The organism is Paenibacillus hebaui (assembly GCF_051934385.1).
Classification (GTDB): Bacteria; Bacillota; Bacilli; order Paenibacillales; family Paenibacillaceae; genus Paenibacillus.
Genome location: NZ_CP196836.1, coordinates 3,024,514 through 3,049,528 on the forward strand (window position 1 = coordinate 3,024,514; position 25,015 = coordinate 3,049,528).

The following is a 25,015-nucleotide window of genomic DNA, read 5'->3' on the forward strand; positions in this document are numbered from 1 at the left end:
TATAACAATCATTTTTCCATATCGTCATAGTGAAATGCCATACCGTATTGCATGGAAAGTGTCTAAGATGAAAGGGTAATCAATAACTTTTAATGAAAAGAGAGAATAACGATGCCCTATACTGCGAATGAACAACGATACAGTGAAATGAAATATGCACGCTCTGGCAAAACGGGAATCAAGCTGCCGCAAATTGCCCTTGGTTTATGGCAGAACTTCGGTGGCAACCGCACTCTGGATATTCAGGAAGACATGATTCTGCGTGCATTCGACCTCGGATTTAACCATTTTGACCTGGCGAACAACTATGGTCCACCTCCTGGCTCAGCTGAAGAGAACTTTGGCATCATTTTCAAAAAACACCTGCGTCCCTATCGTGATGAACTGCTCATCTCAACCAAGGCAGGGTACCATATGTGGAACGGACCTTATGGGGAATGGGGTTCACGCAAAAACCTGATTGCCAGTATGGACCAGAGTTTGAGCCGGATGGGACTGGATTACGCAGACGTTTTCTATCATCATCGTCCAGACCCGGAAACACCGCTCGAAGAAACGATGACTGCGCTGGATCATATTGTTCGACAAGGTAAAGCTTTGTATGTAGGTTTGTCCAACTATAATGCAGAACAGACGCAAGAGGCGGTTACCATTCTGCGTGGTCTCGGAACACCTTGTCTGGTTCACCAGCCGAACTACTCGATGCTGAACCGCTGGGTTGAAGATGGGCTGCAAGATGTGCTGGATGAACATGGCGTAGGGTCGATCGCATTTTGTCCGCTTGGGCGCGGTCAGTTGACGAATAAATATGTGGACAAGATCAAGGAAGAGCGAGCGAATCCAACGGGGAAACTGAGAAAAGAAGCCTATGCAGACGAAAGGATCGCCAAGTTCGAAGCACTTCAAGCGGTGGCCGAGCGGAGAGGACAGACAATCTCCCAGCTCGCCCTGAACTGGATTTTACGCGACAGCCGGGTTACCTCTGCCTTGATCGGTGCAAGTCGTGTGTCGCAAATCGAAGAAAACGTGGCTGCGCTCAAAGCACCAGACCTAACAACGGAAGATCTGAATGAGATCGATAGCATTTTGGAGGGCATTGGAAACTACGCTTGGTAATGAGTCAATAAAGAGCAAAATATAACGTGTCTTCCTGATAATTGGGAAGACACCTTTTTGTCTAACATCTTGTTATTCATAACAATAGGTTGACCATGATGAGATATGATCATAATTGACCTATGTTTATTTTTTTGCAAAACGATTGTTTATCATAGCACCTGGTCCTAGGATTTAGGGTATAATATATAGATGCTTTACATTTGATCTATGAAGGAGAGGGTCCATTTGAATTTTGAACAGTGGATTTCGCCTGAAAATTATAACCTGACATCCGAGATGGAGAATCACCCGCCGGATCGGGTTGCACTTCGATGGCTCAGCGATCATAAAGAATTGGAAGAGATCACTTATGGGGAGTTGTTCAAGCAGGCGAACCGGCTTGCCAGAGGCTTGCGTGATCTGGGTTTGGAGAAGGGGGACCGGGTGTTGGTCATGGTACCACGCCGTATCATTGCCTATGTTATTTATATCGCTTGTCTGAAATTGGGTATTGCGGTTATTCCATCTTCAGAGATGCTACGAGCTAAGGATCTGGAATATCGTCTGCGTCATTCCGAGGCGCGGGCAGTTATCGTCTGGTCCGAGACCACTTCAGAAGTGGAGAAAATGGATGTGGACCTTCCTGCACTGGCACATCGCATCGTGGCATCACCAAACGGTGAAGAACGTGTACCTGCCAATGGATGGGTTAACGTGCAACAATTAATGGAGGGTCAATCCGATGTAATGCCTGCGGTGGAAACACATCGCGACGATATAGCGATTCTCGCCTATACCTCTGGTACAACAGGAAAACCAAAAGGCGTTATACATAGTCATGGATGGGGATATGCCCACCTGCGGATCGCTTCTTCCTTGTGGCTGGATATTCAGCCATCGGATACCGTGTGGGCCACAGCTGCACCTGGATGGCAAAAATGGATCTGGAGTCCATTCCTGTCGGTACTCGGAAGAGGTGCTACAGGACTTGTCTATAATGGGGCATTCCAGCCCAAACGTTATCTGGAACTGATGCAGACCTACCATATCAACGTGTTGTGCTGTACGCCGACCGAATATCGTTTGATGGCCAAAACGGATGACCTTGGACATTATGATCTGTCCAAACTGCGCAGCGCCGTGTCGGCAGGCGAACCGTTGAATCAGGAAGTCATTGAAATCTTCCAGCGTCACTTTGACCTGACGATTCGGGACGGATACGGACAGACGGAGAGCACGTTGCTGATTGGCAGTCTGAAGGATGCGCCCGTTCGAATTGGTTCCATGGGTCAGTCGATCACACCAGGATTGATTGAGATCATTGATGAAGAGGGACAACCTCAGCCTGCGGGTGAAGTGGGTGATATCGCAGTGCATAAAGATATGCCTGCACTGTTCCGTGCCTATTATCAGGATGAGGGACGGAAGGAAGCGAGCCAGCGTGGCGATTATTTTGTAACAGGGGACCGCGCACGTAAAGATGATGAAGGATACTTCTGGTTTGAAGGCCGCAGCGATGATATTATCATCAGTTCGGGGTATACCATTGGGCCCTTCGAGGTGGAAGAAGCGTTGATGAAACACGCCAGCGTGAAGGAATGCGCGGTTGTCGCAAGTCCCGATGAGATCCGCGGCAATGTGGTCAAAGCCTTTGTAGTGCTGAGAGATGAGTCGCTGGCTTCGCACGAGCTGGTACGGGAACTGCAAAGCCACGTGAAGGAATGGACGGCCCCATACAAGTATCCGCGCAAAATTGAGTTTGTTACGGATCTGCCGAAAACAAGCTCGGGTAAAATTCGTCGGATCGAACTGCGTGAGCAGGAAAAACGAAATGCATAACGGCAACTCAGCAGATTCTAAGTAAATTTTGCAGCAATAACCATTCAAATATGAATCAGGAGTGAATACAACTATGAGTAATTTTGAACAAACCTTTGAAAAATCGTTGGAACAATATGCAGAGCTCGTTGTCAAAGTCGGTGTAAACGTTCAGAAAGGGCAGGATCTGCTTGTGACTGCGCCAATCGAAACGTTGGAATTTACCCGTCTCATCGTACAAAAGGCTTATGCAGCAGGCGCTAAGTATGTACAGGTTGATTTCGAGGATGACGATATCACCCGCAGTCGTTTTGAGCAGGCTTCGGATGACAGCTTCGACTATTATCCGGCCTGGAAGGGCGACATGATGGAGAAATTCGCCGAAGCAGGCGGCGCTACCCTGACCATCAAAGTTCCTGATCCGGAATTGTACAACGGCATCGATTCGGACAACGTTTCGCGTGCAACCAAGGCGGCAGCTCATGCACGGCGCGGTTATGCGAAGTATACACGTAACCACGAGATTAGCTGGTGTCTGATCAAAGCGCCAACCAAGGCGTGGGCGAACAAAGTGTTTGCTGACATTCCAGAGGAAGACCGAATTAACGTTATGTGGGATACCATCTTCAAAATGAACCGTGTCGATGGCGGAGATGCTGTAGAGAATTGGAAAAAACATCTGGAAACACTGAATACCATGAGTGATTTGCTGAACAAGAAAAACTATAAAAGCCTGCACTACCGCGCACCAGGTACAGACTTGAAAATTGAACTGGTGAACAATCATATCTGGGGCGGTGGTGGTAGCGAAAACAAGCAAGGTGTCTATACGGTTGCCAACATGCCTACAGAAGAAGTGTTTACCATGCCGAAGCGTAGTGGAGTGAATGGATTCGTCAGCAGTACAATGCCGCTGAACCTGAATGGACAACTGGTCGACCAGATGAGAATTACGTTCAAGGATGGAGAGGTCGTGGCTTTTACAGCGGCATCCGGTGAAGAGCACCTGAAAAACCTGTTTGCCACCGATGAAGGTGCACGTTATCTGGGTGAAGTGGCCTTGGTGCCGCATGATTCCCCGATTTCTAACTTGAATCGTATCTTCTATAATACCGGTATTGATGAGAATGCATCCTGCCATCTGGCAGTTGGAAGTGCATATCCGTTCAACATGAAAGATGGTACGACCATGTCTAACGAGGAATTGCTCAAACATGAATGCAACGTAAGTCTGACACATGTGGACTTTATGATCGGTTCCGCAGAGCTGGATATTGATGGTGAGCTGCAGGATGGTACGATAGAACCTGTCTTCCGCAAAGGGAACTGGGCATTTTAATTTGTAATTTGTAATATACGTAGTGAAAAGGAGAAGAGCAATCTCTAATGAGGTTGCTCTTCTCCTTTTGGTCATACTCTTTACAGCATAGTTGAAGACTTGAATTTATGAAATGATGAAGTTGGAATCAATATTTTGTTTGATTGCGAATTCGTAACGATTATTTACCTCGCTCCAATTGATTACATTCCAAAATGCGCTAATATAATCGGGGCGCTTATTCTGGTATTTCAAATAGTAGGCATGTTCCCAGACATCCAGACCAATAATCGGAGTTTCCCCCTCCATCAAAGGACTATCTTGATTAGGAAGACTATCGACTTTCAATTTTCCATTCGCAACGGAAAGGAACGCCCATCCACTGCCAAACCGAGTAGTTGCCGCTTTCGTAAATTTCGCTTTAAATTCTTCAAATCCGCCCAGTTCATTATCGATCGCTTTTGCCAATGCTCCTGTTGGATTTCCTCCCCCGTTGGGGCCAATGATTTTCCAAAACAAGCTGTGATTGGCGTGCCCGCCTCCGTTATTTCGAACAGCTGCGCGAAGTTCCTGTGGAACACTGTCCAGATTGGAGATCAAAGCTTCAATAGATTTCCCTTGCAGCTCAGGCGCATGCTCCAGAGCAGCATTCAGATTCGTAATGTAAGTATTATGATGACGGTCATGATGGATCATCATCGTTTGCTCATCAATATGTGGTTCGAGTGCGTTATTTGCATAGGGTAATGCAGGTAATTGATATGTCATGTGTTATTCCTCCCAATGTAATATAATGATCTTTCTAAATTGATCATACTTCATTTTATATACTTAATCAACATTTATGTATATAAAGTTTAGTTTGTTATTCTCGTATTTATATGATCACAGTTAATAGTTTAGGTTATTTTCCATTTATTAGAGTTTGAACTAACACATATATTATATATAATAAATATAAAATTAGTTATATCGGTTGTTTAAGGATATAATGTATCTGAGAACATGAGATGATGTAAACAGCTAGAGCGATATACATTGATTGTATACATGAAATCGAAGGTTTTAAAAATTATTTATTCGTAAGGAGGTTGAATCATAAATGACTAATCCTAATCTGGTGAATAGTCTTCCAACCAGAGAAATTATATTACATCTCCTCAAAACCAAAGGGGACATGACTACTAAAGATCTTACCGATGAGCTTGGGATCACCACCATGGCGGTTCGGCGTCATATCCAATCGCTTGAACGAGATAATTTAATTACGTCTAAGATACAGCGACAATCTATTGGAAGACCAACAACAGTGTATTGTTTAACTGAACAGTCTGTAGGATATTTTCCTAATAAATATCATTCACTAACATTGGATATATTGACTGAGCTTGAAGAACAATTAGGACCGGAAGCTGTTGAGAAAATTTTTGAAAGTCGCAAAAATAAAATGATCGAAAAATATGACCAAAGTATGAAAGCGAAAAATATCTCGGAGCGTGTTGAGACACTTGCGAACATTCAGAATGAGAATGGCTATATGGTGGGACTTGAGAAGATTAGCGATGATGAATTTATTTTAAAGGAAAATAACTGCCCAATTAGTCACGTCGCCATGAAATATAAGAAGGTTTGTCAATGTGAATTAAGTATGTTTAAATCATTGCTTGGGGATGCTGAAGTCAAAAGAATGGAATGTTTGGCTGACGGCGGGCAACGTTGCACATATTCCATAAAAGTAAAAAAAGAGTAATTGAACGTATTAGATATGTAAAGATGCTTCCTAGCATAACGCTAAGAAGCATCTTTTTTATATATTCATTTAACTTAACTTAAAGAAGTCGAGTGCCTTGCTTACATATATTTGATGATGATCAGGTAAATCTTCCTCATAATAAATAGCTCCAACAGGACAAGCTGTTTCACAGTTCCCACAATCTATGCATTGGTCAGGATTGATAAAATATTGGTCTTCTCCTTTTACAATGCAATCGACTGGACATACATCAAGACAATCGGCAGCTTGTTCATGAATGCAATGCTCTGTAATTACAAAGGGCATATTCCTCCATACCTCCCATCTTTTCATTTCTCCTATTCGCAACTCTTTAACATATACATAGTATACATATAAGTATAAAAATATCAAATCTATCGTTTATGTTTGATTTTAATAAAGGATTTTATTTGATATTTATATATTTTATACATTATAGTATATTATGTTGTGTATTATAAAAACATAAAGAGAGGGAGAGCTCCCATTGTCACTAGAACTTACTCCATCGATTACTGATATCACGATTATTGGTGGTGGGCCAACTGGAATGTTTGCCGCTTTTTATGCTGGTATGCGTCAAGCAAGTGTCAAAATTATTGATAGTATGCCGCAATTAGGTGGTCAAGCGATTGCCCTCTACCCTGAGAAATATATCTATGATATTGCTGGATTTCCAAGGGTTACTGCTGCTCAGCTCGTTGAAAATTTACTGGAGCAGATGCAATTATTTCCGGTTGATGTCTATTTAGAGGAAAAGGTACAACAGGTATTAAAAAAAGGGGAACATCATTTCGAAATTATTACAGATAAATCTATTCATTACAGTAAGTCGGTTATTATTGCCGCAGGTATAGGGGCATTCGAACCACGCCGATTGGAACTGGAGAACGCGAGTCAGTTTGAACAATCTAACCTTCATTATTTTGTTGAAGATTTGCAGCAGTTCTCCAATCAACATGTGATTATTAACGGTGGTGGAGATTCTGCAGTCGATTGGGCACTTATGCTTGAGCCCATTGCCAAAGAAGTCACTTTACTTCACAGACGAGATAAATTTCGTGCTCACGAACACAGCGATGAAAAATTGAGGGCATCTTCAGTTAATATCGTCACTCCGTCTGAGATTACCGGGTTAACTGGTGATGAACGGATTACCGAGATTACAGTCACTTTTGCGAAAACGGGGGAGGAAAGAATCATTCCTTGTGATGCTCTTATAGTGAATTTTGGTTTTGTTTCTTCTTTGGGTCCCATTGCTGAGTGGGGATTGGAAGTTGATAACGGATCTATTGTTGTTGATACGCGGATGCAAACCAATATTCCAGGAGTATTTGCAGCTGGAGACGTTACATCCTACCCAGGGAAAATTAAGCTGATCGCTGTAGGCTTCGGAGAGGCTCCAACTGCAATCAACAATGCTAAAGTTTATATTGATCCTACTGCCAAATTATCACCAGGTCATAGCAGTAACATGAAGCTTTGATACGCTCAGTAAGGTAAATGATGCAAAATTTCAAAGAAAATCATGGTTTGATAAAGGTGAGCCTCCTACAGTTCATGCCACTGGATTTGAAGGACAATTACGAAGAATAATGAGCTTGGGGGCCTAATATGAATAGTGAGCTAAGTGTTGTCATATACATTCTCATTCTCCTTAGTTCACATAAGAATGAGAAACTAACCAGTGCTCAGATCTCAGAAAAGATTAGTGTAAACCCTGCTAGGATACGCCGTATCCTTAGCTCATTTAAAAAAGAGGGATATGTTAAGACAAAAGAGGGTATTGATGGTGGTTATGTGTTGTCCGTGGAGCCGCATGATATAACCTTACAAGATATATATAAATTGGTGTCGTCTAAGCCCCTACAGATTCCCAAACCATCCATGAGCACTAAGGGACATCTAACAGCAGAGATAGATATGCAACTCACAAGTATTTTTATAGAGTGTGAACAACAACTGATAAGGCAGTTAGGAAAAATCAACTTGGGTAGTATGCTCAAATTAATGACTGACTGTCAGTTAGAACGAACGGAATAGTTCAAATACAGATAAGTGATTAGGAGGAGCAGTTATGAAATTAATAGGTTTGTCTGGGTCATTGATTGGATCAAAGACTGCAATTGGTGTGGATACTGTACTACAATTCGTGAAAAAAAATCATCCGGAAATTGAAGTTGAACTAATAGACTTGAGAGAATACAAAAACATCGAATTTTGCGATGGCCGCAAGTTAGAGGATTATAATGAACACACCCGGTCAGTAATCCAAAAAATGATTGATGCTGATTTTTTCATTATCGGCACACCTATATATCAATCCTCTTTGACAGGTGTACTGAAAAATGTGTTCGATCTACTCCCTGTACAGAGTTTTTATAATAAAGTGATAGGCTTTATTGCAACTGGGGGCACATATCAGCATTATTTGGTTGTCGAAAATCAATTAAAACCGATCGCGGGCTTTTTTCGTTCATATGTAGCGCCAAGATATGTTTATTTAAATAGTGATCATTTTGGTGCTGAGAATAAAATCGAAGATGCGGATGCGCTGAGTCGGTTGGAGAAATTGGCCGAAGAAATAGTCTTCATGCAGATTCAATTGAAGTCGCGATAAGATATCATTCTAAATACGAAAAGGAGATTGGAAGAAATGCCATTTGTAATTACCGAAGCATGTATTTCAGAAAAAGCAGCTGATTGTTTAGACGTTTGTCCAGTTGATTGTATAGTGCAGGGCGAGGATCAATACTTTATTAACCCCGATATATGTATCGATTGTGGCGCATGTGAAGCGGTGTGTCCGGTTGAAGCGATCTACTATGAAGAGGATTTACCTTCGCAATACTTGAAATACGTGCATAAAGCAACTGAATTTTTTGAAAAGCAATAATGCAACAATCTACATTTGCTTGGGTAGAGTTGCTCCAAAGCTTTTTACTTGGATACTCAACGCACTGAAAGTGTAATACAGTTCAGTAAAAACTCTTCTTCTAAGCTTGATTAGCAATAGCAGGGAGCGGAGTGAAGAGATTAGTGGTCTTTGTTGGAACCCAAAGCAAAAAGTGACTTCATTGACTGAAGTCACTTTTTTGCAACTAAACAGGCCTGATCGGAACACATATCTCGCAAAAATCAAGGTTAACAAGATGGCCTGTATACCTTTCCATAACTGGCTTGTTATCCAGAGTATAATCGCTACTCTGCAAACGCGGGAAAATTTCAGTCCATGCTTGCTGAACAGCCTCTGTAGTATGTTTGATTTTGCAAACCAGATATTGCCCGCCTGGAAGTTCAGTTTCGTTTAGATCGGGGGTCAATTCATCCATAGGAAAATCTTTCGAAATGACAATACAAGCATCGTATCGGCAATTTTCGGGAATCGTGGTTTCCGGGTTATCCTGGGGGATACCAAATAATACAGTCGATGCAGTAAGCAGATTTTTGGCTCTAGCCCAACTCTTTAACATTTCCATAGCTTGACTGTTGGCAGGCCCATACGGACCAACTTGTCGCACATAGGCGATGTGATAGGTTGGCAGATTCTCAATAAAGAACTCCATGGATTCTCATCCCTTTCTGAATGAAATTGGCTACATCTCGAATGCTATCATGATATAAAAAAATATTCATATCCTTTTTTTGAAAAAGAGAGGTAGTTCAGAATCATTACTCATGATTTTGTGGACGAACATTTCAGACAATGGATTTTGGACCACTTCTGTAATGAGAGAGGATCTATCCAGGTAAGTGACATCGATCATGTTACATCGTTGCAACTCGCAAATCATCATCTTACAAATTTGACGGGCATAGAACACTTCAGTGCGCTGGAAGAATTGGATTGCTCTTATAATCAATTCATCGAGTTGGATCTTAGCCACAATAAAAGACTCAAGTCTTTAAATGCAAAAGAGAATCAACTCCTTTCACTGGACTTGAGTGCAAATTCAGATTTGGAGATGCTGGATTGCAGCTTTAATCGACTCCGGGTTTTGAAGGTCAACAACAATTTGAAGCTTGTAACTCTGGAATGCCATTGGAATATGCTTTCCAAGTTGGATGTGGAGCACAATCCGCATTTAAAAGAGCTAAGCTGTAGTTATAACGCACTCTTCACACTGGAGTTGCTCCAGAATAAAAGGCTGGAACGGCTCGAATGCGCCAGCAATTACATATCACATCTGGACATTACAAGCTGCGTGAACCTGGAGGAAATTCGTTGTAATCATAATCACTTAACAGCGTTGGATATCAGTCACAATTCAGAATTGAAAAGTGTAAGATGCTTTAATAACCACATCACAAAGCTGGATATCAGCCATAATGAACAGTTGGAAGAGCTCTACTGCTCAGAAAATAAACTTACGGAGCTGGATTCTAAACAAAATCCCAAACTGGAGAGACTTCAATATGCGGACAACCTGATTACAGAACCGGATTGTATGGTCCCAGAAGTCGGGATTTTTCAATACAATGCTTCGTTAATCAACTACAATGTAACCGTGCCGTATAAGGGGAGAGAGCTTGTAGTTACAGCAAGTGTACCTACCAAAGCAGCTATGGAAGTGCTCATTCCTGTCATTGAGGAAGCGTGGAAACATTTCGACGAGCTAACGGAGCGGACGCTTCAACTCATTGGAGAAGCCCATCCCAATGAGGATGTGAACGAATTAGTTCTGGCTGACGTGGAATTTCAGGAGGGTGGCCATTTTCGAGTAGGGTATGACGCGGGTGATACACCTGCCGGACGGCTCTGCTTGTATGCGGAGTTTGACGGCAAACTTGAAATGTCTGAGAGACTTATCTATGAAACGTATTAAAGCATAGGATGAAATCTATTCAAACGTAGTAAAGCCACGAGAGATCGTGGCTTTTTGGTTTACAGCGTATAGTTATTCGGCTTGCATTTTGTTGAAGCTGACGTATTCATTAATCGGTTTGCGGTATCCGCGCGGGCGCTGCTTGGCTTCTGATTTTTTGCCCATCGTAATTAGCATGGCAGGTACATAATGGTCAGGAATATCCAAGCTCCGTTGCAGTTCTTCAGCGTCGAAGCCGATCATAGGGCAGGTGTCCCAGCCACGATCCTGAGCGATTAGCATCAATTGCATGGCTGACAGGCTGGCATTGCGAATCGCATCTTCGCGTTGAAAGAACCTTCCCCGTGTTTCGTAAAATTCGATGACACTCTGTGACTCCTGTTCGTATTGGAAGGGAGTAAGTACACCAAGGTTTAACAAGCCCTCATTAATCGTACGAATATGATGGTGTGCGTTGACATCGCCCAATACCACAATGACGGCAGATGCGGTTTTAACTTTATATTGCTGGGAAGCTTCAAAGACCTTTTCTATCTGTTTTGCGTCTGTAAGCACAAGATAGTGGGTATGTTGCAGGTTAAAGGCGGAAGGTGCGAATTTGTTCAGGGCAAACATCTCTTGCAGTTCCAACTCTGAAATTTCAATTCCTTCTTCAAAAATAACGGCCGATCTGCGGTTTTTAACCAGATTCTCCAGCTCACTCATGGTAGTTTCCCTCGCTTATGTATGTTTTGTAAACTGACTATAACACACTTAGTTACTTTATGTAAGTATTATTTTTGAATAAGACAAGATATGCCCGCCATAATCTAAAATAAAACAGTTGAGGTGATTCATGATATCTTTCATCACAAGATATAAGGCAGGAATGTCCCGGCATGAATTTCAGGTATTTGTTATTGAATCCTCCACGCTAAAACGGTTTTTGGTTGTGGAGATGATCCTCGGTACGGTCGTATACAATGTGGCACTTTATCTGTTCCATAATGAACTGCTTGCTGGCGTTGGTTCCTGGGCCGGAACGGAAAGCTTGAAGAAATTGCCCTTCGTATTCAGAAAAATCGTAGGTCCTTAATCGATGACAACATGTTTTATTTGCTGGTAGATGAGGTGGGTGAAAATATAGTGGATATGATGCATGCAGGAGCGAAAGGCCCGATTGCGGGCCTGTCCTGTATAGTTCAGTTTTGTTCGTTTACATAGGATAGTCATAAGAGCGGAACGAGTTATTTTATCATTCAGCTTCCGGCTGTTTACTTGGCGCGCTCCAAATATTGCTCGAGCGTAAGCTTCTGGCTCGTAATTTCACCAGCAATATATACACCCACGTAACGCACATGCCATGGCTCATAAGAGTAACCGGTCAATTTCTCCTGATCCTTGCCATAACGAATGATGAAGCCATATTTATGGGCATTGGCTTTCAGCCATTTGCCTTCCTTGGTATTGCCAAAGCTTTGCTGTAGATCATATCCCGCAGAAGCGCTGGAGATATCCATCGCGAGTCCGGTCTGGTGTTCACTTTGTCCTGGACGTGCACTCGTTTTATTGGCAACAGCTTCGCCTTTGATGCTGGCGTTGCGGTCAAAAATGGATTTCTGAGTTGCATAAGAACGATAGCCAGACACGGCTTTGATATCAATGCCGTCTTTTTTGGCAGCAGCGAACAACTTCTCAATCGCAGTCGCAGCCACTTTACGCATTTGCTTTTTTGGACTGGAGCCGGAGAAGCTGAACGGGATATTAGGAACAACCAAATCCTGTGGTGCATAGGTTGAAGGCAAATTTCTTTTTTTATTTACAAGGACAACGGTACTTGATAGATTCGTTACGGTGGCCAGACCATTGCTGGTTGTTTTGATCGTACGACCTGGTGCGTTATCATGCAGAAATTGAGTGAAGCTAGAGCTGGCAGCAGACGCGACCGGGTTCATATTCATAGTGAAAGGCAGTGTCGTGAACGCTGAACCTGCAACGACAGAGCCTATGAGTATCGTGGATACGATGGATTTGCGAGTAAAAGATTTCATGAAATGTGTTCCTCCTCGGGTTATATCAATCTCGTACATTGTTATATACCGAGTATACTAGAGGATTATATCCATAGGTTCTCCAAATGTTTCCGAGTTGTAAACAAAGTTTGCAAGATTGATAGTTTAGGTTGCTGACGAGAAAAAGAATAAAAGATAAACATTACTTTCCAGAATTCACGAGAATAGTTTTCCACGTTATCGACTATGACGGAATATTTCGTAAAAATCTGTATAGAGCCCATTTAACACATGACTGATGGTTTGGGCTCGTTTATAGATCAACGTTCCGGGTAAGTCGAGTAGCGGTTTCCTGTCTTTCAAGACTTGAGAGACTAAATTCTGACAAATTCGTTGCTCCTATACCTTGGATAAAAGATAGGAGAATTAGATTAGATATTGAGCTGTCATAGTTTTTTGTTTTCTATTTATATAAAATGCTGTAAGGTTAGAAGAATAAATGAGCAAAAATAGATACATAAAATTCCAATAGCGTTTAAACGATAAGGAATCTCACTAATAGACTGTATGAAATGGAATATCTTTATGGGCGGACTCTTAGACATACATACTGAAGGTGGTCTTGCTGAAACTGTTCATGCACAATATGTAGTCTATTCTCCACAAGCATGAGATCGGCCCAAACCGAAGTGCTATACAGATTTACCCACGCCAAAATGTCCATAAACGAATAAAGGCTTTGATGGTATGAACTTAATAGGTATTCATACCATCATATTTTTCGGACTGGCAAAAGAAGCTTTCAATGGGCTAGCTCTTGGCATATTACGAGGCAATGATTTAAGTATCCAGTCAAACATCTGTGCAAGAAAGAGCAAGCAGGGCCTTCGGTTGTCCAAAAGCCTATTCGGTTGAATACAGGAGTGCGGCGGCATTGCCAATTAGGTTCAGAACATTAAAAAAAAGCAACCTTTCATTTTGTGACCGTGTACGGTTCTTCATACTGGATGCTGGTGCTCCGCTAAGAAGGAACGCTTTTAGCAAAGTCTTGCCATGGAAATTCGGATGCTTCGGGGATACAAAGAATCCGGTTGGTTTGGAGTGGTCGATAAAGTGACAGACTGTCGCAACGTAAGCGTCGATGACATGGGAAAAGGTAAACCAAGAGTCTGTCCAGCCATAGCTACCTTGTTCTGATCTTGAATTGGAATGTAACTGTCCTTATCACTAGGAAATGCGACGTGTATCTATTCTTTTTCAGCTTACATTTATTAGAAGTGAGTTGCTTATTTATAAGTTAGAAGTTACATATATGAAAATTTGAAGAGGAATTAACTGGAGGGTTAAGCGTGAGAACGAAACTGAAATTAGCACTACTGCTTTCTATTGTTACGATTCTATTATCTGTATTTTGCATTCCTACTCAAGTTTCCGCGAGTCAAGGAGTGAGCCAAACGATTAAATTAAAACCTGGCGAAGCGAAGAAGCTCAAGATTCCCTCCCATTATACCAATAACACCAACGAAACGATGTATCTAAAACCCCGAGCTTATTTGTCCGGTTGGGGTCACGCTGGAGGAAACATGGTTTCGGTCACAAGCTCGCCAGCGGTGCTAAAATTGCTTCCGGGCGATGGTGGCGCGTTTTCGTATACCGTCAAATTCGCCCAAAAGGTGAAACCTGGGAAATACCTGCTAGAACTCTCGGTATATGAAATCGGTGGTTATGTATTGAACGAGTTTACCATCGAATTTATCGTTGAATCTAAAGAACCTAGTATTCTAAAAATCTTTAATGATGATCCTCACAATCAGAAGCTATATGTTTACCAGAGTAGCCAAGGGACATACGGCTATGTTGATAAAAACAGAAAAATCATCATTCCGGCTAAATTTCAGACAGCCAAACCATTTAACGCTAAAGGGGCAGCCCGAGTCAGCATCAATGGAAAGTATGGGTTCATCAATAAAAAAGGAGCCTACTTAATTAAGCCGCAGTTTGACGAAATTGATGATGCTGGTTTTCATGAAGGAATGGTTGGAGTAAGAATCGGCAAAAACTGGGGTTTCATCAATGAAAAAGGAACAGTTGTTGTGAAGCCTAAGTATGCTAGTATCTTTTTTTATTCGGAAGGGTTAGCTCCTGTAAATCTACATAACGGAAAAGTTGGCTTCATCGACAAAAAAGGTACAATGGTCATCCCCGCGATTTACAGTAGTGTAACGGGCTTTAGCAATGGCCGAGCTATTGTTTATAAGAACAAAAAAGCCTATTATATCAACAAAAAAGGAAAAGTAATCAAGGAGGCTAAAGACATTCTGAAGTGGGAGTATGATGAGTAAAAAATAATACGAACAATGAAGTCCATCTCAAATGAGATGGACTTCATTGTTTTACGAAACAGATCCCTTGGAAATTCCAGCGACTAAGGCACGAGTATCGCGAACCCGAACATTGCTGCTGAGTACACCGGAATCACTGCTTAATGTGAAGGAAGGGTGATTTTCTTCTGTATTCAGCTTCATATGCTGTTCAAGGTTCAGCTGTTGCTTCGGATCTACATAGAATGGAACCAGATTGGTCTCGATTTGGACATCCAGCGCACTTGGTTCATCGACGATCAGAATGACGATAATACCGTTACAGCCACAACCTTCCATGTCATAGAAGACCTTGAAATAACCAGGCTGATCATTCAGACTTTCCGTTAAGCGTTTTACCGCCAGATCTGTAATTTGAATATGCATATCGTTACACTCCTTTATATGTTGAAAGGCTTCGTAAAAGGTAAATTCAATTCGTTCAATTTCTAATATCATTATACCACCCTGTGAAAAATCAACGCAATTACTTTCTTGACTGATCAGTCTGGAAAATGTATTCTGTACTTAATTCAAGGAGGAGGTGAGGTCTGACATTGGGAAGAGCGAAGGAGTTTGATACCGAAAGTGTTCTGCGCAAAGCAACGTCTGTATTTGGAGTCTATGGTTATGAGGGCACTTCCCTGACCTTGCTCTTAAACGAGTTGGGGATTGCACGTCAGAGTTTATATGACACCTACGGAACCAAGCATGATTTATTCGTCTCTGCATTGAAATTCTACATCGAGCAGAAAACAGAAGCTGCCATGCAATTTCTGAACGAATGCGACAGTGCAAGACAGGGCGTGGAGCAGCTTTTTAACGAAGCTGTTAATGTACTGACGGATGAGAAACGCCGGAACGAGTGCTTTATTATCAATAGCGCGGTTGAACAGGCACCACAGAATCACGAAATTGCAGCCTTTATTCAGTGCACTAACCAACAGATGGAAGATGTTTTTCACGTAGTGCTGTTGCGTGGACAGAAGAGTGGTGAGCTGAGACATCCTGTGGAAGAATTGCCCGGCCTTGCCCGGTTTCTGAATTATTCCCGCTTATCACTGACCTTCACGGCCAAGAGTGGTGCCAGCGCAGAAGTGATGCAAGAGCTTGTACGTACGACACTGAAAGTTATGGATTGAAACTTTACATCAAAATGCTTTGTTTGCTGAATTTCTTAAAATGAAATGAACGCTTAAGGCGTTTATTTTTTCACCATTCTAGACTGATCAGTCTAGAAAATGGACAACAACAGACCGAAGGAGGAAATGAACATGATCAATGATAAACCTTTAACACTTATTACAGGAGCGAATGGCAAGACAGGCAGCCGCATTGCGGCTTTGCTTCAGGAGCGGAAATACCCGGTACGCCTGGCAGGCAGAAGTAACCCCACTTCCAATAGAGCCGAGAACAGCGTCTATTTTGATTGGTATGATCCATCCACTTTTGCTGCAGCATTGAAGAATGTGGACCATGTATACCTTGTGGTTCCTGCAATGGACATGAATCCCGAAGAAGTGATGATTCCTTTTATTAAGGAGGCGTTATGGGAAGGCGTTAAGCGATTCGTGCTGCTCGGCAGTGCTTCGGTTGATGAGAACGGCCCTATATTTGGCAGGGTACATCAGGCTTTGAAGGAGCTGGCTCCCGAGTGGACTGTGCTACAACCGTCTTATTTTATGGAAAACTTTACGGAGGGACCACACAGACAGAACATGAAACAAATCGGGAAAATCTTTAGTGCCGCCGGGGACGGGAAAATTGGATTTGTCAGCGTAAATGATATTGCTGCGGTCGGTGTTCATGCACTCACTGATGTTGTACCCCATAATACGGAGCACATCATTACAGGGCCAGAAACGTTATCCTATGGACAGGTTGCAGACGTCATGAGCCGTTTCCTGAATCAGCCCATTCAGCATGAATCACTGTCCGATGATGATCTGAGGAACAGCATGATTCGGGCGGGAATGTCAGAAGAGTACGCTACTGCTCTCGCAGGACTGGATGTACCTATCCGGGAGGAGGGGAGAGAGGATCAAACGACGGATACGGTGAAAAAAATAACGGGGAATAGCCCGATTTCATTCGAGCAATTTGTTCAAAATCATATGGAAGTATGGAAATAATGGAAGATAACTTTCCTTATTAAACAAGAAGACGGTGCCTAGTGCCCGTCTTTTTGCCTGTCTAACAACAAGTTGATATCGTTTACTTGACTCTCGATCTTACAATAGCCATCGGGCACTACGCAAAGCGGTGATTATACGAACTCACTTTTGGGGAAATAGATGAGAATGAATGTTTAATAAAGGAGCGAATGGCCCGAATGATCCAGTTCGATAATGTATCCAAGCAGTACCCTGATGGAACCGATGCTTTACGTCAGGTTAACCTGCAAATCAACAAAGGTGAGCTGTTCGTTATGATTGGTCCGAGCGGTTGTGGCAAAACAACGATGCTCAAAATGATCAATCGTTTGATTGAACGCACAGCTGGCACGGTGCGAATTAACGAACGACTCATTGATGAATATAACATTCATGAACTACGCTGGAATATCGGATATGTGCTGCAGCAGATTGCATTGTTCCCGCATATGACGATCGCTGAAAATATTGCCGTTGTTCCTGAACTAAGAAAATGGAAGTCTGACAAAATTAAGGAACGCGTACATACCTTGCTCGACATGGTTGGACTGAATGGTCAAACCTATAGTGATCGCAAGCCTGCGGAATTATCTGGGGGACAGCAGCAAAGAATCGGTGTATTGCGAGCACTCGCTGCCGATCCCGAGATTGTATTAATGGATGAACCGTTCAGTGCACTTGATCCGATGAGCCGGGAGAAGCTGCAGGATGATATTCTGGATATCCAGCGTCAGATGAAGAAAACCATTGTATTTGTCACTCATGACATTCAGGAAGCGATGAAGCTGGGTGATCGCATCTGTATCATGAAGGATGGACAGGTGTTGCAAGTGGGTACCCCGCAAGAGTTGATCCAGCAGCCAGCAGATACATTTGTAAGAGAATTTGTTGGAGGTTCAAGTCTGAATATGAGTTCGGAGTCTGCACCGCGTGGTGTCGAACCGACGAACGGATTGCGAGCGACATTAAGCACAGAGGAACGATTGGATTCATCATTTAATCTTGAATCGATCATGTCGCCGATCTCACCTGGTCATGTGCCGAAGTCTGCCAAAACCGCCGTCCCCGTAGCGATTACGCTGACGGAACTAGTGGATATTATGGCTTCCCATGACCATTTATTGGTCGAGAGAGACCGCCAGATTATAGGTCAGGTCACTCGAGCTGATCTGATGCGGTATTGGTCTGGTCAGTTGCAGGAACGAGGTGAAGAACATGAGTAGATTCTCGGAGGTATTCAGTGAGCGGAAAGGGCAGTTGTTGTCTGCTTTGCTGGAACATATTCAAATCTCATTTATCGCATTGTTCTTTGCGGTTCTAATCGCCATTCCGCTTGGTATATATCTAACACGCAAGCCAAGAGCGGCTGAACCTATTATAGGTGTTGCGGCTGTCTTGCAGACGATCCCGTCGCTGGCCCTGCTTGGATTGCTCATTCCATTGTTCGGTATAGGGACATTGCCAGCGATCATTGCACTTGTTGTGTATGCTCTGCTTCCGGTACTTCGCAATACCTACACAGGGATATCGGAAGTTGATCCTTCGATGATCGAGGCGGCCAACGCGATGGGCATGAACAATCGTCAGCGTCTGATCAAGGTGGAGCTGCCACTTGCGATGCCTGTCATCATGGCAGGTATTCGTACCGCGATGGTTCTGATCGTTGGGACGGCGACACTTGCTGCCCTCATTGGTGCAGGCGGTCTAGGCGAACTGATTTTGCTAGGAATCGATCGAAACGATACGGCACTGATTATATTTGGAGCAATTCCAGCTGCATTGCTTGCCATATTATTTGATGTACTGCTGCGTCAGTTCCAACGTTTGTCCTTCCGAAAAACACTCGTCACTCTTGGAACGCTGGCTCTGGTGGCTGTACTTGTAATTACGATCCCCTGGCTCTCCCGTGGAGGACAGAAGGATCTGGTCATTGCCGGTAAATTGGGTGCAGAACCGGAAATTCTCATTCATATGTACAAATTGTTGATTGAAAAGGATACCGATCTGACGGTAGAGCTGAAGCCAGGACTAGGCAAAACGCCATTCCTGTTCAATGCACTCCAATCAGGGGACATTGATATCTATCCTGAATTCACGGGTACAGCGATCTCGGAATTCATGAAAGAGACAGCGGTAAGCACGGATCGCACAGAAGTATATGAACAGGCGAGAGAAGGCATGTCCAGCCAGTTCAATATGGTGCTTTTGAACCCGATGGACTACAACAACACCTACACACTGGCCGTTCCACAGAATATAGCAGACCAATACAACCTTAAGACCATTTCAGATCTCAAAGCGGTACAACAGCAGATCAAGGCAGGGTTTACGCTTGAATTCTCTGACCGGGAAGACGGCTACCTTGGAATCCAGAAAAAGTATGGCATTACATTTCCGAATGTAACCACGATGGAACCGAAGCTGCGCTATGGTGCTGTTCAGCGAGGAGATATTAATCTGGTCGATGCATACTCCACAGACAGTGAGCTGAGACAGTATAAACTTGTTGTGCTTGAGGATGATCAGGAGCTGTTTCCACCGTATCAAGGGGCACCTATGCTCCGTAAAGAAACGGCAGATCAATATCCGCAGCTTGTGGAGGTACTGAATCAACTCGCGGGTCGAATCAAGGACGAGGAGATGCGCCAGATGAATTACGAAGTCAATGTAAATGAAGTTAGTGCAGAGCAAGCAGCGACGCAATATCTGCAAAAAGCAGGTTTACTATAGTTTAACGATCTGGTTACACATGAAGAGGAGGGTTTACATGACACAACGATATGATCTTATTGCGATTGGAACGGGGAGCGCAGCAAGCTCCGTTATAACCCGGTGCGCTGAAGCAGGATGGAAAATTGCCGTCATTGATGAGCGTGATTTTGGAGGAACCTGTGCATTGCGCGGTTGTGATCCCAAAAAAGTGCTGGCTGGAGCAGCCGAGATAATTGACTGGAATGAGCGGATGCATGGGAAGGGCATTCAAGGGCGAACGACTATTAACTGGTCTGATCTCATGACATTTAAACGTACGTTTACCGAAAGCATTCCAAGAGCAAGTGAGGATAAATTCAAACAGGCCGGGATGGACACGTTTCATGGCAAAGCTTCTTTTGTTGATGAAGACCACATTCGAGTAGGGGATGAGGTTCTTCAGGGAAAACATATTCTGATCGCTACAGGCGCACATCCGGCACCGCTCTCTATTGATGGTGAGGAACACCTAATATACAGTGATGATTTTCTTGATCTGGAACAGTTGCCGGATAAATTAGTGCTGGTGGGTGGCGGATATATTGCATTTGAGTTTGCTCATATTGCTGCCAGAGCCGGGACGGAGGTCCACATTATACATCGAGGCGAGCGGCCGCTGGAACAATTCGACTCGGAGCTTGTGGAGCGTTTATTACAAAAATCCGAAGAAGTGGGCATTCATATTCACCTGAATGCAGAAGTGAAGTCGATCAGGCAGCAGGGGCAGACCTATGTGGTCAGCGGCACTCGAAACGGTGCAGATCATCAGTGGCAATGTGGAATTGTTGTTCACGGAGCCGGCCGTGTTCCCAACGTGGACGGGCTGGAACTGGAGAAAGGTAACGTCAGTTATAGCCAAAAAGGTATTACCGTCAACGAGTACTTGCAAAGTGAAAGCAACCCAAGAGTCTATGCAGCTGGTGACGTTGCCCGCAACGGAAGGACTGCCGTTGACCCCGCTCGCGGGACAGGAATCCCGAGCGGTGTCCTTGAATCTGCTGGAGGGTAACCACAACAAACCGAATTATAAAGTGATGCCTTCGATTGTGTTTACCGTGCCATCCCTTGGTTCTGTAGGTCTTGGCGTGGAGCAAGCCGAGAAAGAAGGCTACGAGGTGAAGGTAAATGATATGTCAAAATGGTATACTTATAAACGTACGAATGAAAAAAATGCCATGGCCAAAGTTGTGATCGACAAGGCAACGGGGCGCATCCTGGGTGCGCACATATTGGGTAGCGAGACAGAGGAACTGATTAACCTGTTTGCCATGGCGATTCAGTTCGATCTGACGACCGATCAGTTAAGCACCATGAATTTTGCATATCCTTCAGCCGCATCGGACCTCGGCTCTCTAATTTAGATGAACTCACGTGTTGTAATTTGTGTCTATACAAAGTAAAAAGAAGATTACACGAAACGGAAAGTGCTGAATCAATCTGAAGAAGCGGAGCGTTCGCCTTTATCCCCGGATTTTTCCATTTGAAAAAGATCAAAAAATCTGGGGATAACAGCGATCGGAAGATGGTTCTGCAATTGAAGTATCAGAGTGTTATAGTCTTCAGTCCATTTTGTATAGTAACGAGGTTACAAGACGTGAATGTGAAAGGATGGGAATAATCATGTCATCTAGTTTTCTTCGAGTACATGAAGCCAAGTGGACAACCGATCCGGTTGCTGCAAGGATGAAAGGCGAGCATTTCATTGTGGAAGCGCAGGAAGGCAGTGATTTCTGGGAGAAAACATTCTATGGTTTCTGTCACCAGAATGGACACGCCATGCTTGCTCCATGGGATGGAACCGAGGCTGTTGAAGTATCATTTGATCTGAGTTCGTTCACCGAATTATATGATCAGGCAGGGTTGATGTTATGGCATGGGCAGGACCAATGGATCAAGGCCGGGGTTGAAGTAAACGACGGTGTGGTGCATGTTGGAGCAGTCGTGACCGACAAGTTTTCGGATTGGTCACTGTCCCCCGTACCGGAGTGGGGCGGCCGCATTGTTACCATTCGCGCTTCCTATCACGATGAAGCCGTAGTCATCCGTGCTCGCACGGATGAGCATCCTTGGCGAACGATCCGGGTTGCACGCTTTCCCTATCCAGCGGATAAGCAGGCGGGCCCGTTTCTGTGTTCACCGAAGCGTGCCGGATTCGAAGTTGCGTTTACCAAGTGGCATTGCACAGCGCCTGATGAAGATCTGCACACAGATCCCCCTGTGCTCGATTAAGACAAGCAGGGACAGGGTGCTAAGCATATCAAAGGCGATAAGCATATCAAACACGAAAACAAGCAAGTCTTCCATCGCGGAGGACTTGCTTGTTTTGATCTTGTTTTGACGTAGACATGTTAGAACATCGAAAACTTATTCATTTATCTGGCATAAGGAAGCACACCCAGTAAGCTCTGTTCACATCATATTCCGTACTCCCTACCTTACTAATTTTGCTGGATTTCTCGTTTATTTACTCGAATCCGTGTCCAGTGACGCAGGTTCGTTCTCTTCGCCATCCTCGTTATCATCATTAGCTTCATTCAACTCACGCATACGTTCCTCATAATCATCCAGGAACCATAACGGGTCCATATTATCTTCCTCGCCGTTATAATTGATGAGCACTTCTTCACCGGCTTTGATATCTGTATAAGCATAGAAGTCAAAGGTATGGTTTTCAAAGTTGATATCATAGGTTGCGTTCGGTTCATAGGAATGGTTAATCAAACTGCCGTACCCCAGCAGGATCGCGGTGTGATTGGCACCATATTCGAACACATAATCTTCCAGAAGCGTTTTTTCAACGTGCTCGTGGTCTTCATTCGGATAAGGGACAACCGGGGCCTGGTGGATCAGCTGGCCTTTAGGAATATCAACGGTAGCAAATACCCCCCGGTTAAATTCACCATCACCCAATTTGGATTGTTTCACTTCGATCATCATATTCACCTGATGCTCTTCTAAGAGCTCCGTTCTATATAGTAGTAAGTCGTTTAAGGCAAAATTTTAACCTATACTTTCATATAAGGCAAATGTAAAGCATCCGGCTTGGGTGAATCAAGTGTTGGGGGACAGGTCATTTCGTCGAAAAAGGGGGACTAATTTTCAATATGGCGTTGAGTTGTGCATGATATAACGCTTATAATATACAAAGGAGCATTTTGCATAAATCCCCTGAGCGTCTTCCAATCAGCAAGATATAGATTGAAATGATCCTGTTCGTCTATATCTTGTACCCGTGAGCGGTAGGATTCGAATGATGCAAAATGCTGAAAGAATTAAGTCTATATAGAAAAGGTGTCATGAATGAGCATATTAAATGTGGAAAAATTAAGTCACGGTTTTGGTGACCGTGCTATCTTTAACAACGTTTCATTCCGCCTGTTGAAGGGCGAACATATTGGTCTGATCGGGGCCAATGGTGAAGGTAAATCCACCTTCATGAACATTATTACGGGCAAGCTTCAGCCGGATGAAGGCAAAGTGGAGTGGTCCAAACGGATGCGTGTCGGTTATCTGGATCAACATGCCGTACTGAACAAAGGACAATCCATTCGTGATATTCTTCGTGGTGCGTTCCAGTATTTGTTCGATATGGAGCAGGAAATGAATGATATGTACGGCAAAATGGGAGATGTAACTCCTGAGGAATTGGAACAGCTACTTGAGGATGTAGGTACGATTCAGGATACGCTGACCAATCAGGATTTCTACATGATCGATGCCAAAGTGGACGAGACAGCGCGTGGTCTGGGTCTGACGGATATCGGTCTGGACAAGGATGTTAATGATCTGAGTGGTGGACAACGTACAAAGGTACTGCTTGCCAAGCTGCTGCTCGAAAAACCGGATATTCTGCTCCTGGATGAGCCTACCAACTATCTGGACGAATTGCATATTGAATGGCTGAAACGTTATTTGCAGGAATATGAGAATGCGTTTATCCTCATTTCTCATGATATTCCGTTCCTGAACAGTGTGATTAACTTGATCTATCATATGGAGAATCAGGATCTAACCCGCTATGTGGGCGATTATGATCACTTCCAGGAAGTCCATGAGATGAGAAAACAGCAGCTGGAATCAGCTTACAAGCGCCAGCAACAGGAAATTGCTGACCTCAAGGACTTTGTGGCCCGGAACAAAGCAAGCGTGGCTACCCGCAACATGGCGATGTCCAGACAGAAGAAGCTGGACAAGATGGATGTCATCGAAATCGCCAAGGAGAAACCAAAACCACAGTTTAACTTCCGTGATGCAAGAACATCCGGCAAGCTCATTTTCGAAACCAAAGGGCTTGTGATTGGATACAACGAACCGTTGTCCAGACCCCTGGATTTGCGCATGGAGCGTGGACAGAAAATTGCACTCGTTGGTGCAAACGGGATCGGTAAAACAACCCTGATGCGCAGCATTTTGGGTGAAATTCAGGCATTGGAAGGAACCGTTCAGCGTGGTGAACATCTGGAGATTGGGTATTTCCAACAAGAGATGAAGGATGCAAACTACAATACCTGTATCGAAGAGATCTGGCAGGAGTTCCCTTCCTATACCCAATTCGAAGTGCGTGCTGCACTTGCGAAATGTGGACTAACCACGAAACATATCGAGAGCAAGGTAGCGGTATTGAGCGGTGGCGAGAAAGCCAAAGTTCGTCTCTGCAAACTGATCAATAACGAAACCAACCTGCTTGTACTCGATGAGCCGACGAACCATCTGGACGTCGATGCCAAGGAAGAGTTGAAACGAGCACTCAAAGCGTACAAAGGCAGTATTCTGCTGATCTCTCACGAACCTGAATTCTATCGTGATGTGGTTACAGAGACGTGGAACTGTGAGTCGTGGACAACGAAAGTATTCTAAAATCATATCGTAACTCAGCCGTGGGAGCTTGTCCCAATCCGTTATTCGAACGGTGATGAAAGGCGCGTA

Annotated in this window: 24 protein-coding genes and 1 pseudogene; 18 read left to right on the plus strand and 7 right to left on the minus strand. The window is 43.8% G+C overall.

The genetic code is table 11. From position 1 onward, the window contains the following. Positions 1-111: 111 nt before the first annotated feature. The 3 genes from ACR32F_RS13500 to ACR32F_RS13510 all read left to right on the plus strand — a co-directional run bounded on the left by ACR32F_RS13500 (position 112) and on the right by ACR32F_RS13510 (position 4,255). Positions 112-1,116 (plus strand): aldo/keto reductase, encoded by a 1,005-nt coding sequence (locus tag ACR32F_RS13500; RefSeq protein WP_440119179.1) that lies wholly within the window; start codon positions 112-114, stop codon positions 1,114-1,116. Positions 1,117-1,395: 279 nt separating this feature from the next. Then, positions 1,396-2,937: an acyl-CoA synthetase gene (locus tag ACR32F_RS13505; RefSeq protein ID WP_440119834.1), complete on the plus strand. Its 1,542-nt coding sequence runs from the start codon at positions 1,396-1,398 to the stop codon at positions 2,935-2,937. A 73-nt stretch (positions 2,938-3,010) separates the two neighbouring features. Then, positions 3,011-4,255: an aminopeptidase gene (locus ACR32F_RS13510; protein ID WP_440119180.1), complete on the plus strand. Its 1,245-nt coding sequence runs from the start codon at positions 3,011-3,013 to the stop codon at positions 4,253-4,255. A 105-nt stretch (positions 4,256-4,360) separates the two neighbouring features. Here ACR32F_RS13510 and ACR32F_RS13515 read toward each other — a convergent pair whose 3' ends face one another. Beyond that, on the minus strand, positions 4,361-5,002 hold the full coding sequence (locus tag ACR32F_RS13515) for a superoxide dismutase (protein WP_440119181.1): 642 nt from the start codon (positions 5,000-5,002) through the stop codon (positions 4,361-4,363). A 334-nt stretch (positions 5,003-5,336) separates the two neighbouring features. On the opposite strand from ACR32F_RS13515, the gene ACR32F_RS13520 reads away from it, so the two are divergent. Next, positions 5,337-5,984, plus strand: a complete 648-nt coding sequence (locus ACR32F_RS13520; RefSeq protein ID WP_440119182.1) for a helix-turn-helix transcriptional regulator — start codon at positions 5,337-5,339, stop codon at positions 5,982-5,984. A 69-nt stretch (positions 5,985-6,053) separates the two neighbouring features. Here ACR32F_RS13520 and ACR32F_RS13525 read toward each other — a convergent pair whose 3' ends face one another. After that, the gene (locus tag ACR32F_RS13525; RefSeq protein ID WP_036608584.1) at positions 6,054-6,293 is read right to left on the minus strand and encodes an indolepyruvate ferredoxin oxidoreductase subunit alpha; all 240 of its coding nucleotides are present in this window, start codon (positions 6,291-6,293) and stop codon (positions 6,054-6,056) included. A 202-nt stretch (positions 6,294-6,495) separates the two neighbouring features. On the opposite strand from ACR32F_RS13525, the gene ACR32F_RS13530 reads away from it, so the two are divergent. From ACR32F_RS13530 to ACR32F_RS13545, 4 genes are all read left to right on the plus strand, one after another. After that, positions 6,496-7,494, plus strand: coding sequence for an NAD(P)/FAD-dependent oxidoreductase (locus ACR32F_RS13530; protein ID WP_440119183.1), 999 nt, complete (start codon positions 6,496-6,498; stop codon positions 7,492-7,494). A 128-nt stretch (positions 7,495-7,622) separates the two neighbouring features. After that, positions 7,623-8,051, plus strand: a complete 429-nt coding sequence (locus ACR32F_RS13535) for an Rrf2 family transcriptional regulator (protein ID WP_440119184.1) — start codon at positions 7,623-7,625, stop codon at positions 8,049-8,051. A gap of 34 nt (positions 8,052-8,085) precedes the next feature. Continuing rightward, entirely contained in the window at positions 8,086-8,628 is a 543-nt protein-coding gene (locus tag ACR32F_RS13540; protein WP_440119185.1) for an NADPH-dependent FMN reductase, read from the plus strand. A gap of 36 nt (positions 8,629-8,664) precedes the next feature. Then, positions 8,665-8,904 (plus strand): indolepyruvate ferredoxin oxidoreductase subunit alpha, encoded by a 240-nt coding sequence (locus tag ACR32F_RS13545; RefSeq protein WP_419892256.1) that lies wholly within the window; start codon positions 8,665-8,667, stop codon positions 8,902-8,904. Between the two features lie 205 nt (positions 8,905-9,109). Here the strand turns inward: ACR32F_RS13545 and ACR32F_RS13550 are convergent, their stop codons facing one another. Further along, the gene (locus tag ACR32F_RS13550) at positions 9,110-9,574 is read right to left on the minus strand and encodes an AraC family transcriptional regulator (protein WP_440119186.1); all 465 of its coding nucleotides are present in this window, start codon (positions 9,572-9,574) and stop codon (positions 9,110-9,112) included. Positions 9,575-10,024: 450 nt separating this feature from the next. On the opposite strand from ACR32F_RS13550, the gene ACR32F_RS13555 reads away from it, so the two are divergent. After that, positions 10,025-10,834: a leucine-rich repeat domain-containing protein gene (locus ACR32F_RS13555; protein WP_440119187.1), complete on the plus strand. Its 810-nt coding sequence runs from the start codon at positions 10,025-10,027 to the stop codon at positions 10,832-10,834. A gap of 72 nt (positions 10,835-10,906) precedes the next feature. Here ACR32F_RS13555 and ACR32F_RS13560 read toward each other — a convergent pair whose 3' ends face one another. Beyond that, positions 10,907-11,539: a nitroreductase family protein gene (locus tag ACR32F_RS13560; protein WP_440119188.1), complete on the minus strand. Its 633-nt coding sequence runs from the start codon at positions 11,537-11,539 to the stop codon at positions 10,907-10,909. Positions 11,540-11,669: 130 nt separating this feature from the next. On the opposite strand from ACR32F_RS13560, the gene ACR32F_RS13565 reads away from it, so the two are divergent. After that, positions 11,670-11,909: a hypothetical protein gene (locus tag ACR32F_RS13565; protein WP_440119189.1), complete on the plus strand. Its 240-nt coding sequence runs from the start codon at positions 11,670-11,672 to the stop codon at positions 11,907-11,909. A 178-nt stretch (positions 11,910-12,087) separates the two neighbouring features. Here ACR32F_RS13565 and ACR32F_RS13570 read toward each other — a convergent pair whose 3' ends face one another. Then, positions 12,088-12,864, minus strand: a complete 777-nt coding sequence (locus tag ACR32F_RS13570) for a M15 family metallopeptidase (protein WP_440119190.1) — start codon at positions 12,862-12,864, stop codon at positions 12,088-12,090. Between the two features lie 1,310 nt (positions 12,865-14,174). Between ACR32F_RS13570 and ACR32F_RS13575 the strand changes: the two genes are divergently transcribed. Further along, positions 14,175-15,167, plus strand: coding sequence for a WG repeat-containing protein (locus ACR32F_RS13575; protein ID WP_440119191.1), 993 nt, complete (start codon positions 14,175-14,177; stop codon positions 15,165-15,167). 51 nt (positions 15,168-15,218) lie between these two features. Here the strand turns inward: ACR32F_RS13575 and ACR32F_RS13580 are convergent, their stop codons facing one another. Beyond that, complete coding sequence (locus ACR32F_RS13580) at positions 15,219-15,572, minus strand: iron-sulfur cluster biosynthesis family protein (protein WP_440119192.1); 354 nt, start codon at positions 15,570-15,572, stop codon at positions 15,219-15,221. 170 nt (positions 15,573-15,742) lie between these two features. On the opposite strand from ACR32F_RS13580, the gene ACR32F_RS13585 reads away from it, so the two are divergent. The 6 genes and pseudogenes from ACR32F_RS13585 to ACR32F_RS13610 all read left to right on the plus strand — a co-directional run bounded on the left by ACR32F_RS13585 (position 15,743) and on the right by ACR32F_RS13610 (position 22,318). Further along, entirely contained in the window at positions 15,743-16,327 is a 585-nt protein-coding gene (locus ACR32F_RS13585; protein ID WP_440119193.1) for a TetR/AcrR family transcriptional regulator, read from the plus strand. 132 nt (positions 16,328-16,459) lie between these two features. Beyond that, the gene (locus ACR32F_RS13590; RefSeq protein WP_440119194.1) at positions 16,460-17,317 is read left to right on the plus strand and encodes an ergot alkaloid biosynthesis protein; all 858 of its coding nucleotides are present in this window, start codon (positions 16,460-16,462) and stop codon (positions 17,315-17,317) included. Positions 17,318-17,517: 200 nt separating this feature from the next. Further along, positions 17,518-18,561, plus strand: coding sequence for an ABC transporter ATP-binding protein (locus ACR32F_RS13595; protein WP_440119195.1), 1,044 nt, complete (start codon positions 17,518-17,520; stop codon positions 18,559-18,561). Further along, positions 18,554-20,068, plus strand: a complete 1,515-nt coding sequence (gene opuFB / locus ACR32F_RS13600; protein ID WP_440119196.1) for an osmoprotectant update ABC transporter permease/substrate-binding subunit OpuFB — start codon at positions 18,554-18,556, stop codon at positions 20,066-20,068. The genes ACR32F_RS13595 and opuFB overlap by 8 nt, the downstream gene beginning before the upstream one ends. A 37-nt stretch (positions 20,069-20,105) precedes the next feature. Beyond that, positions 20,106-21,450 (plus strand): annotated as a pseudogene (locus ACR32F_RS13605) (dihydrolipoyl dehydrogenase family protein). Between the two features lie 259 nt (positions 21,451-21,709). Then, positions 21,710-22,318, plus strand: a complete 609-nt coding sequence (locus tag ACR32F_RS13610; RefSeq protein ID WP_440119197.1) for a DUF1349 domain-containing protein — start codon at positions 21,710-21,712, stop codon at positions 22,316-22,318. 231 nt (positions 22,319-22,549) lie between these two features. On the opposite strand, the gene ACR32F_RS13615 is transcribed toward ACR32F_RS13610, so the two are convergent. After that, a complete protein-coding gene (locus ACR32F_RS13615; protein WP_440119836.1) occupies positions 22,550-23,023 on the minus strand; it encodes an SET domain-containing protein in 474 nt (157 codons plus the stop codon). Between the two features lie 366 nt (positions 23,024-23,389). On the opposite strand from ACR32F_RS13615, the gene ACR32F_RS13620 reads away from it, so the two are divergent. Beyond that, positions 23,390-24,946: an ABC-F family ATP-binding cassette domain-containing protein gene (locus ACR32F_RS13620; protein ID WP_440119199.1), complete on the plus strand. Its 1,557-nt coding sequence runs from the start codon at positions 23,390-23,392 to the stop codon at positions 24,944-24,946. The last annotated feature ends 69 nt before the right edge of the window (positions 24,947-25,015 follow it).

Coding starts and splice junctions, on each gene's coding strand:
- ACR32F_RS13500 (WP_440119179.1), top strand. CDS start 112: ATGCCCTATACTGCGAATGAACAACGATACAGTGAAATGAAATATGCA.
- ACR32F_RS13505 (WP_440119834.1), top strand. CDS start 1,396: ATGGAGAATCACCCGCCGGATCGGGTTGCACTTCGATGGCTCAGCGAT.
- ACR32F_RS13510 (WP_440119180.1), top strand. CDS start 3,011: ATGAGTAATTTTGAACAAACCTTTGAAAAATCGTTGGAACAATATGCA.
- ACR32F_RS13515 (WP_440119181.1), bottom strand. CDS start 5,002: ATGACATATCAATTACCTGCATTACCCTATGCAAATAACGCACTCGAA.
- ACR32F_RS13520 (WP_440119182.1), top strand. CDS start 5,337: ATGACTAATCCTAATCTGGTGAATAGTCTTCCAACCAGAGAAATTATA.
- ACR32F_RS13525 (WP_036608584.1), bottom strand. CDS start 6,293: ATGCCCTTTGTAATTACAGAGCATTGCATTCATGAACAAGCTGCCGAT.
- ACR32F_RS13535 (WP_440119184.1), top strand. CDS start 7,623: ATGAATAGTGAGCTAAGTGTTGTCATATACATTCTCATTCTCCTTAGT.
- ACR32F_RS13540 (WP_440119185.1), top strand. CDS start 8,086: ATGAAATTAATAGGTTTGTCTGGGTCATTGATTGGATCAAAGACTGCA.
- ACR32F_RS13545 (WP_419892256.1), top strand. CDS start 8,665: ATGCCATTTGTAATTACCGAAGCATGTATTTCAGAAAAAGCAGCTGAT.
- ACR32F_RS13550 (WP_440119186.1), bottom strand. CDS start 9,574: ATGGAGTTCTTTATTGAGAATCTGCCAACCTATCACATCGCCTATGTG.
- ACR32F_RS13560 (WP_440119188.1), bottom strand. CDS start 11,539: ATGAGTGAGCTGGAGAATCTGGTTAAAAACCGCAGATCGGCCGTTATT.
- ACR32F_RS13565 (WP_440119189.1), top strand. CDS start 11,670: ATGATATCTTTCATCACAAGATATAAGGCAGGAATGTCCCGGCATGAA.
- ACR32F_RS13570 (WP_440119190.1), bottom strand. CDS start 12,864: ATGAAATCTTTTACTCGCAAATCCATCGTATCCACGATACTCATAGGC.
- ACR32F_RS13580 (WP_440119192.1), bottom strand. CDS start 15,572: ATGCATATTCAAATTACAGATCTGGCGGTAAAACGCTTAACGGAAAGT.
- ACR32F_RS13590 (WP_440119194.1), top strand. CDS start 16,460: ATGATCAATGATAAACCTTTAACACTTATTACAGGAGCGAATGGCAAG.
- ACR32F_RS13595 (WP_440119195.1), top strand. CDS start 17,518: ATGATCCAGTTCGATAATGTATCCAAGCAGTACCCTGATGGAACCGAT.
- opuFB (WP_440119196.1), top strand. CDS start 18,554: ATGAGTAGATTCTCGGAGGTATTCAGTGAGCGGAAAGGGCAGTTGTTG.
- ACR32F_RS13610 (WP_440119197.1), top strand. CDS start 21,710: ATGTCATCTAGTTTTCTTCGAGTACATGAAGCCAAGTGGACAACCGAT.
- ACR32F_RS13615 (WP_440119836.1), bottom strand. CDS start 23,023: ATGATCGAAGTGAAACAATCCAAATTGGGTGATGGTGAATTTAACCGG.
- ACR32F_RS13620 (WP_440119199.1), top strand. CDS start 23,390: ATGAGCATATTAAATGTGGAAAAATTAAGTCACGGTTTTGGTGACCGT.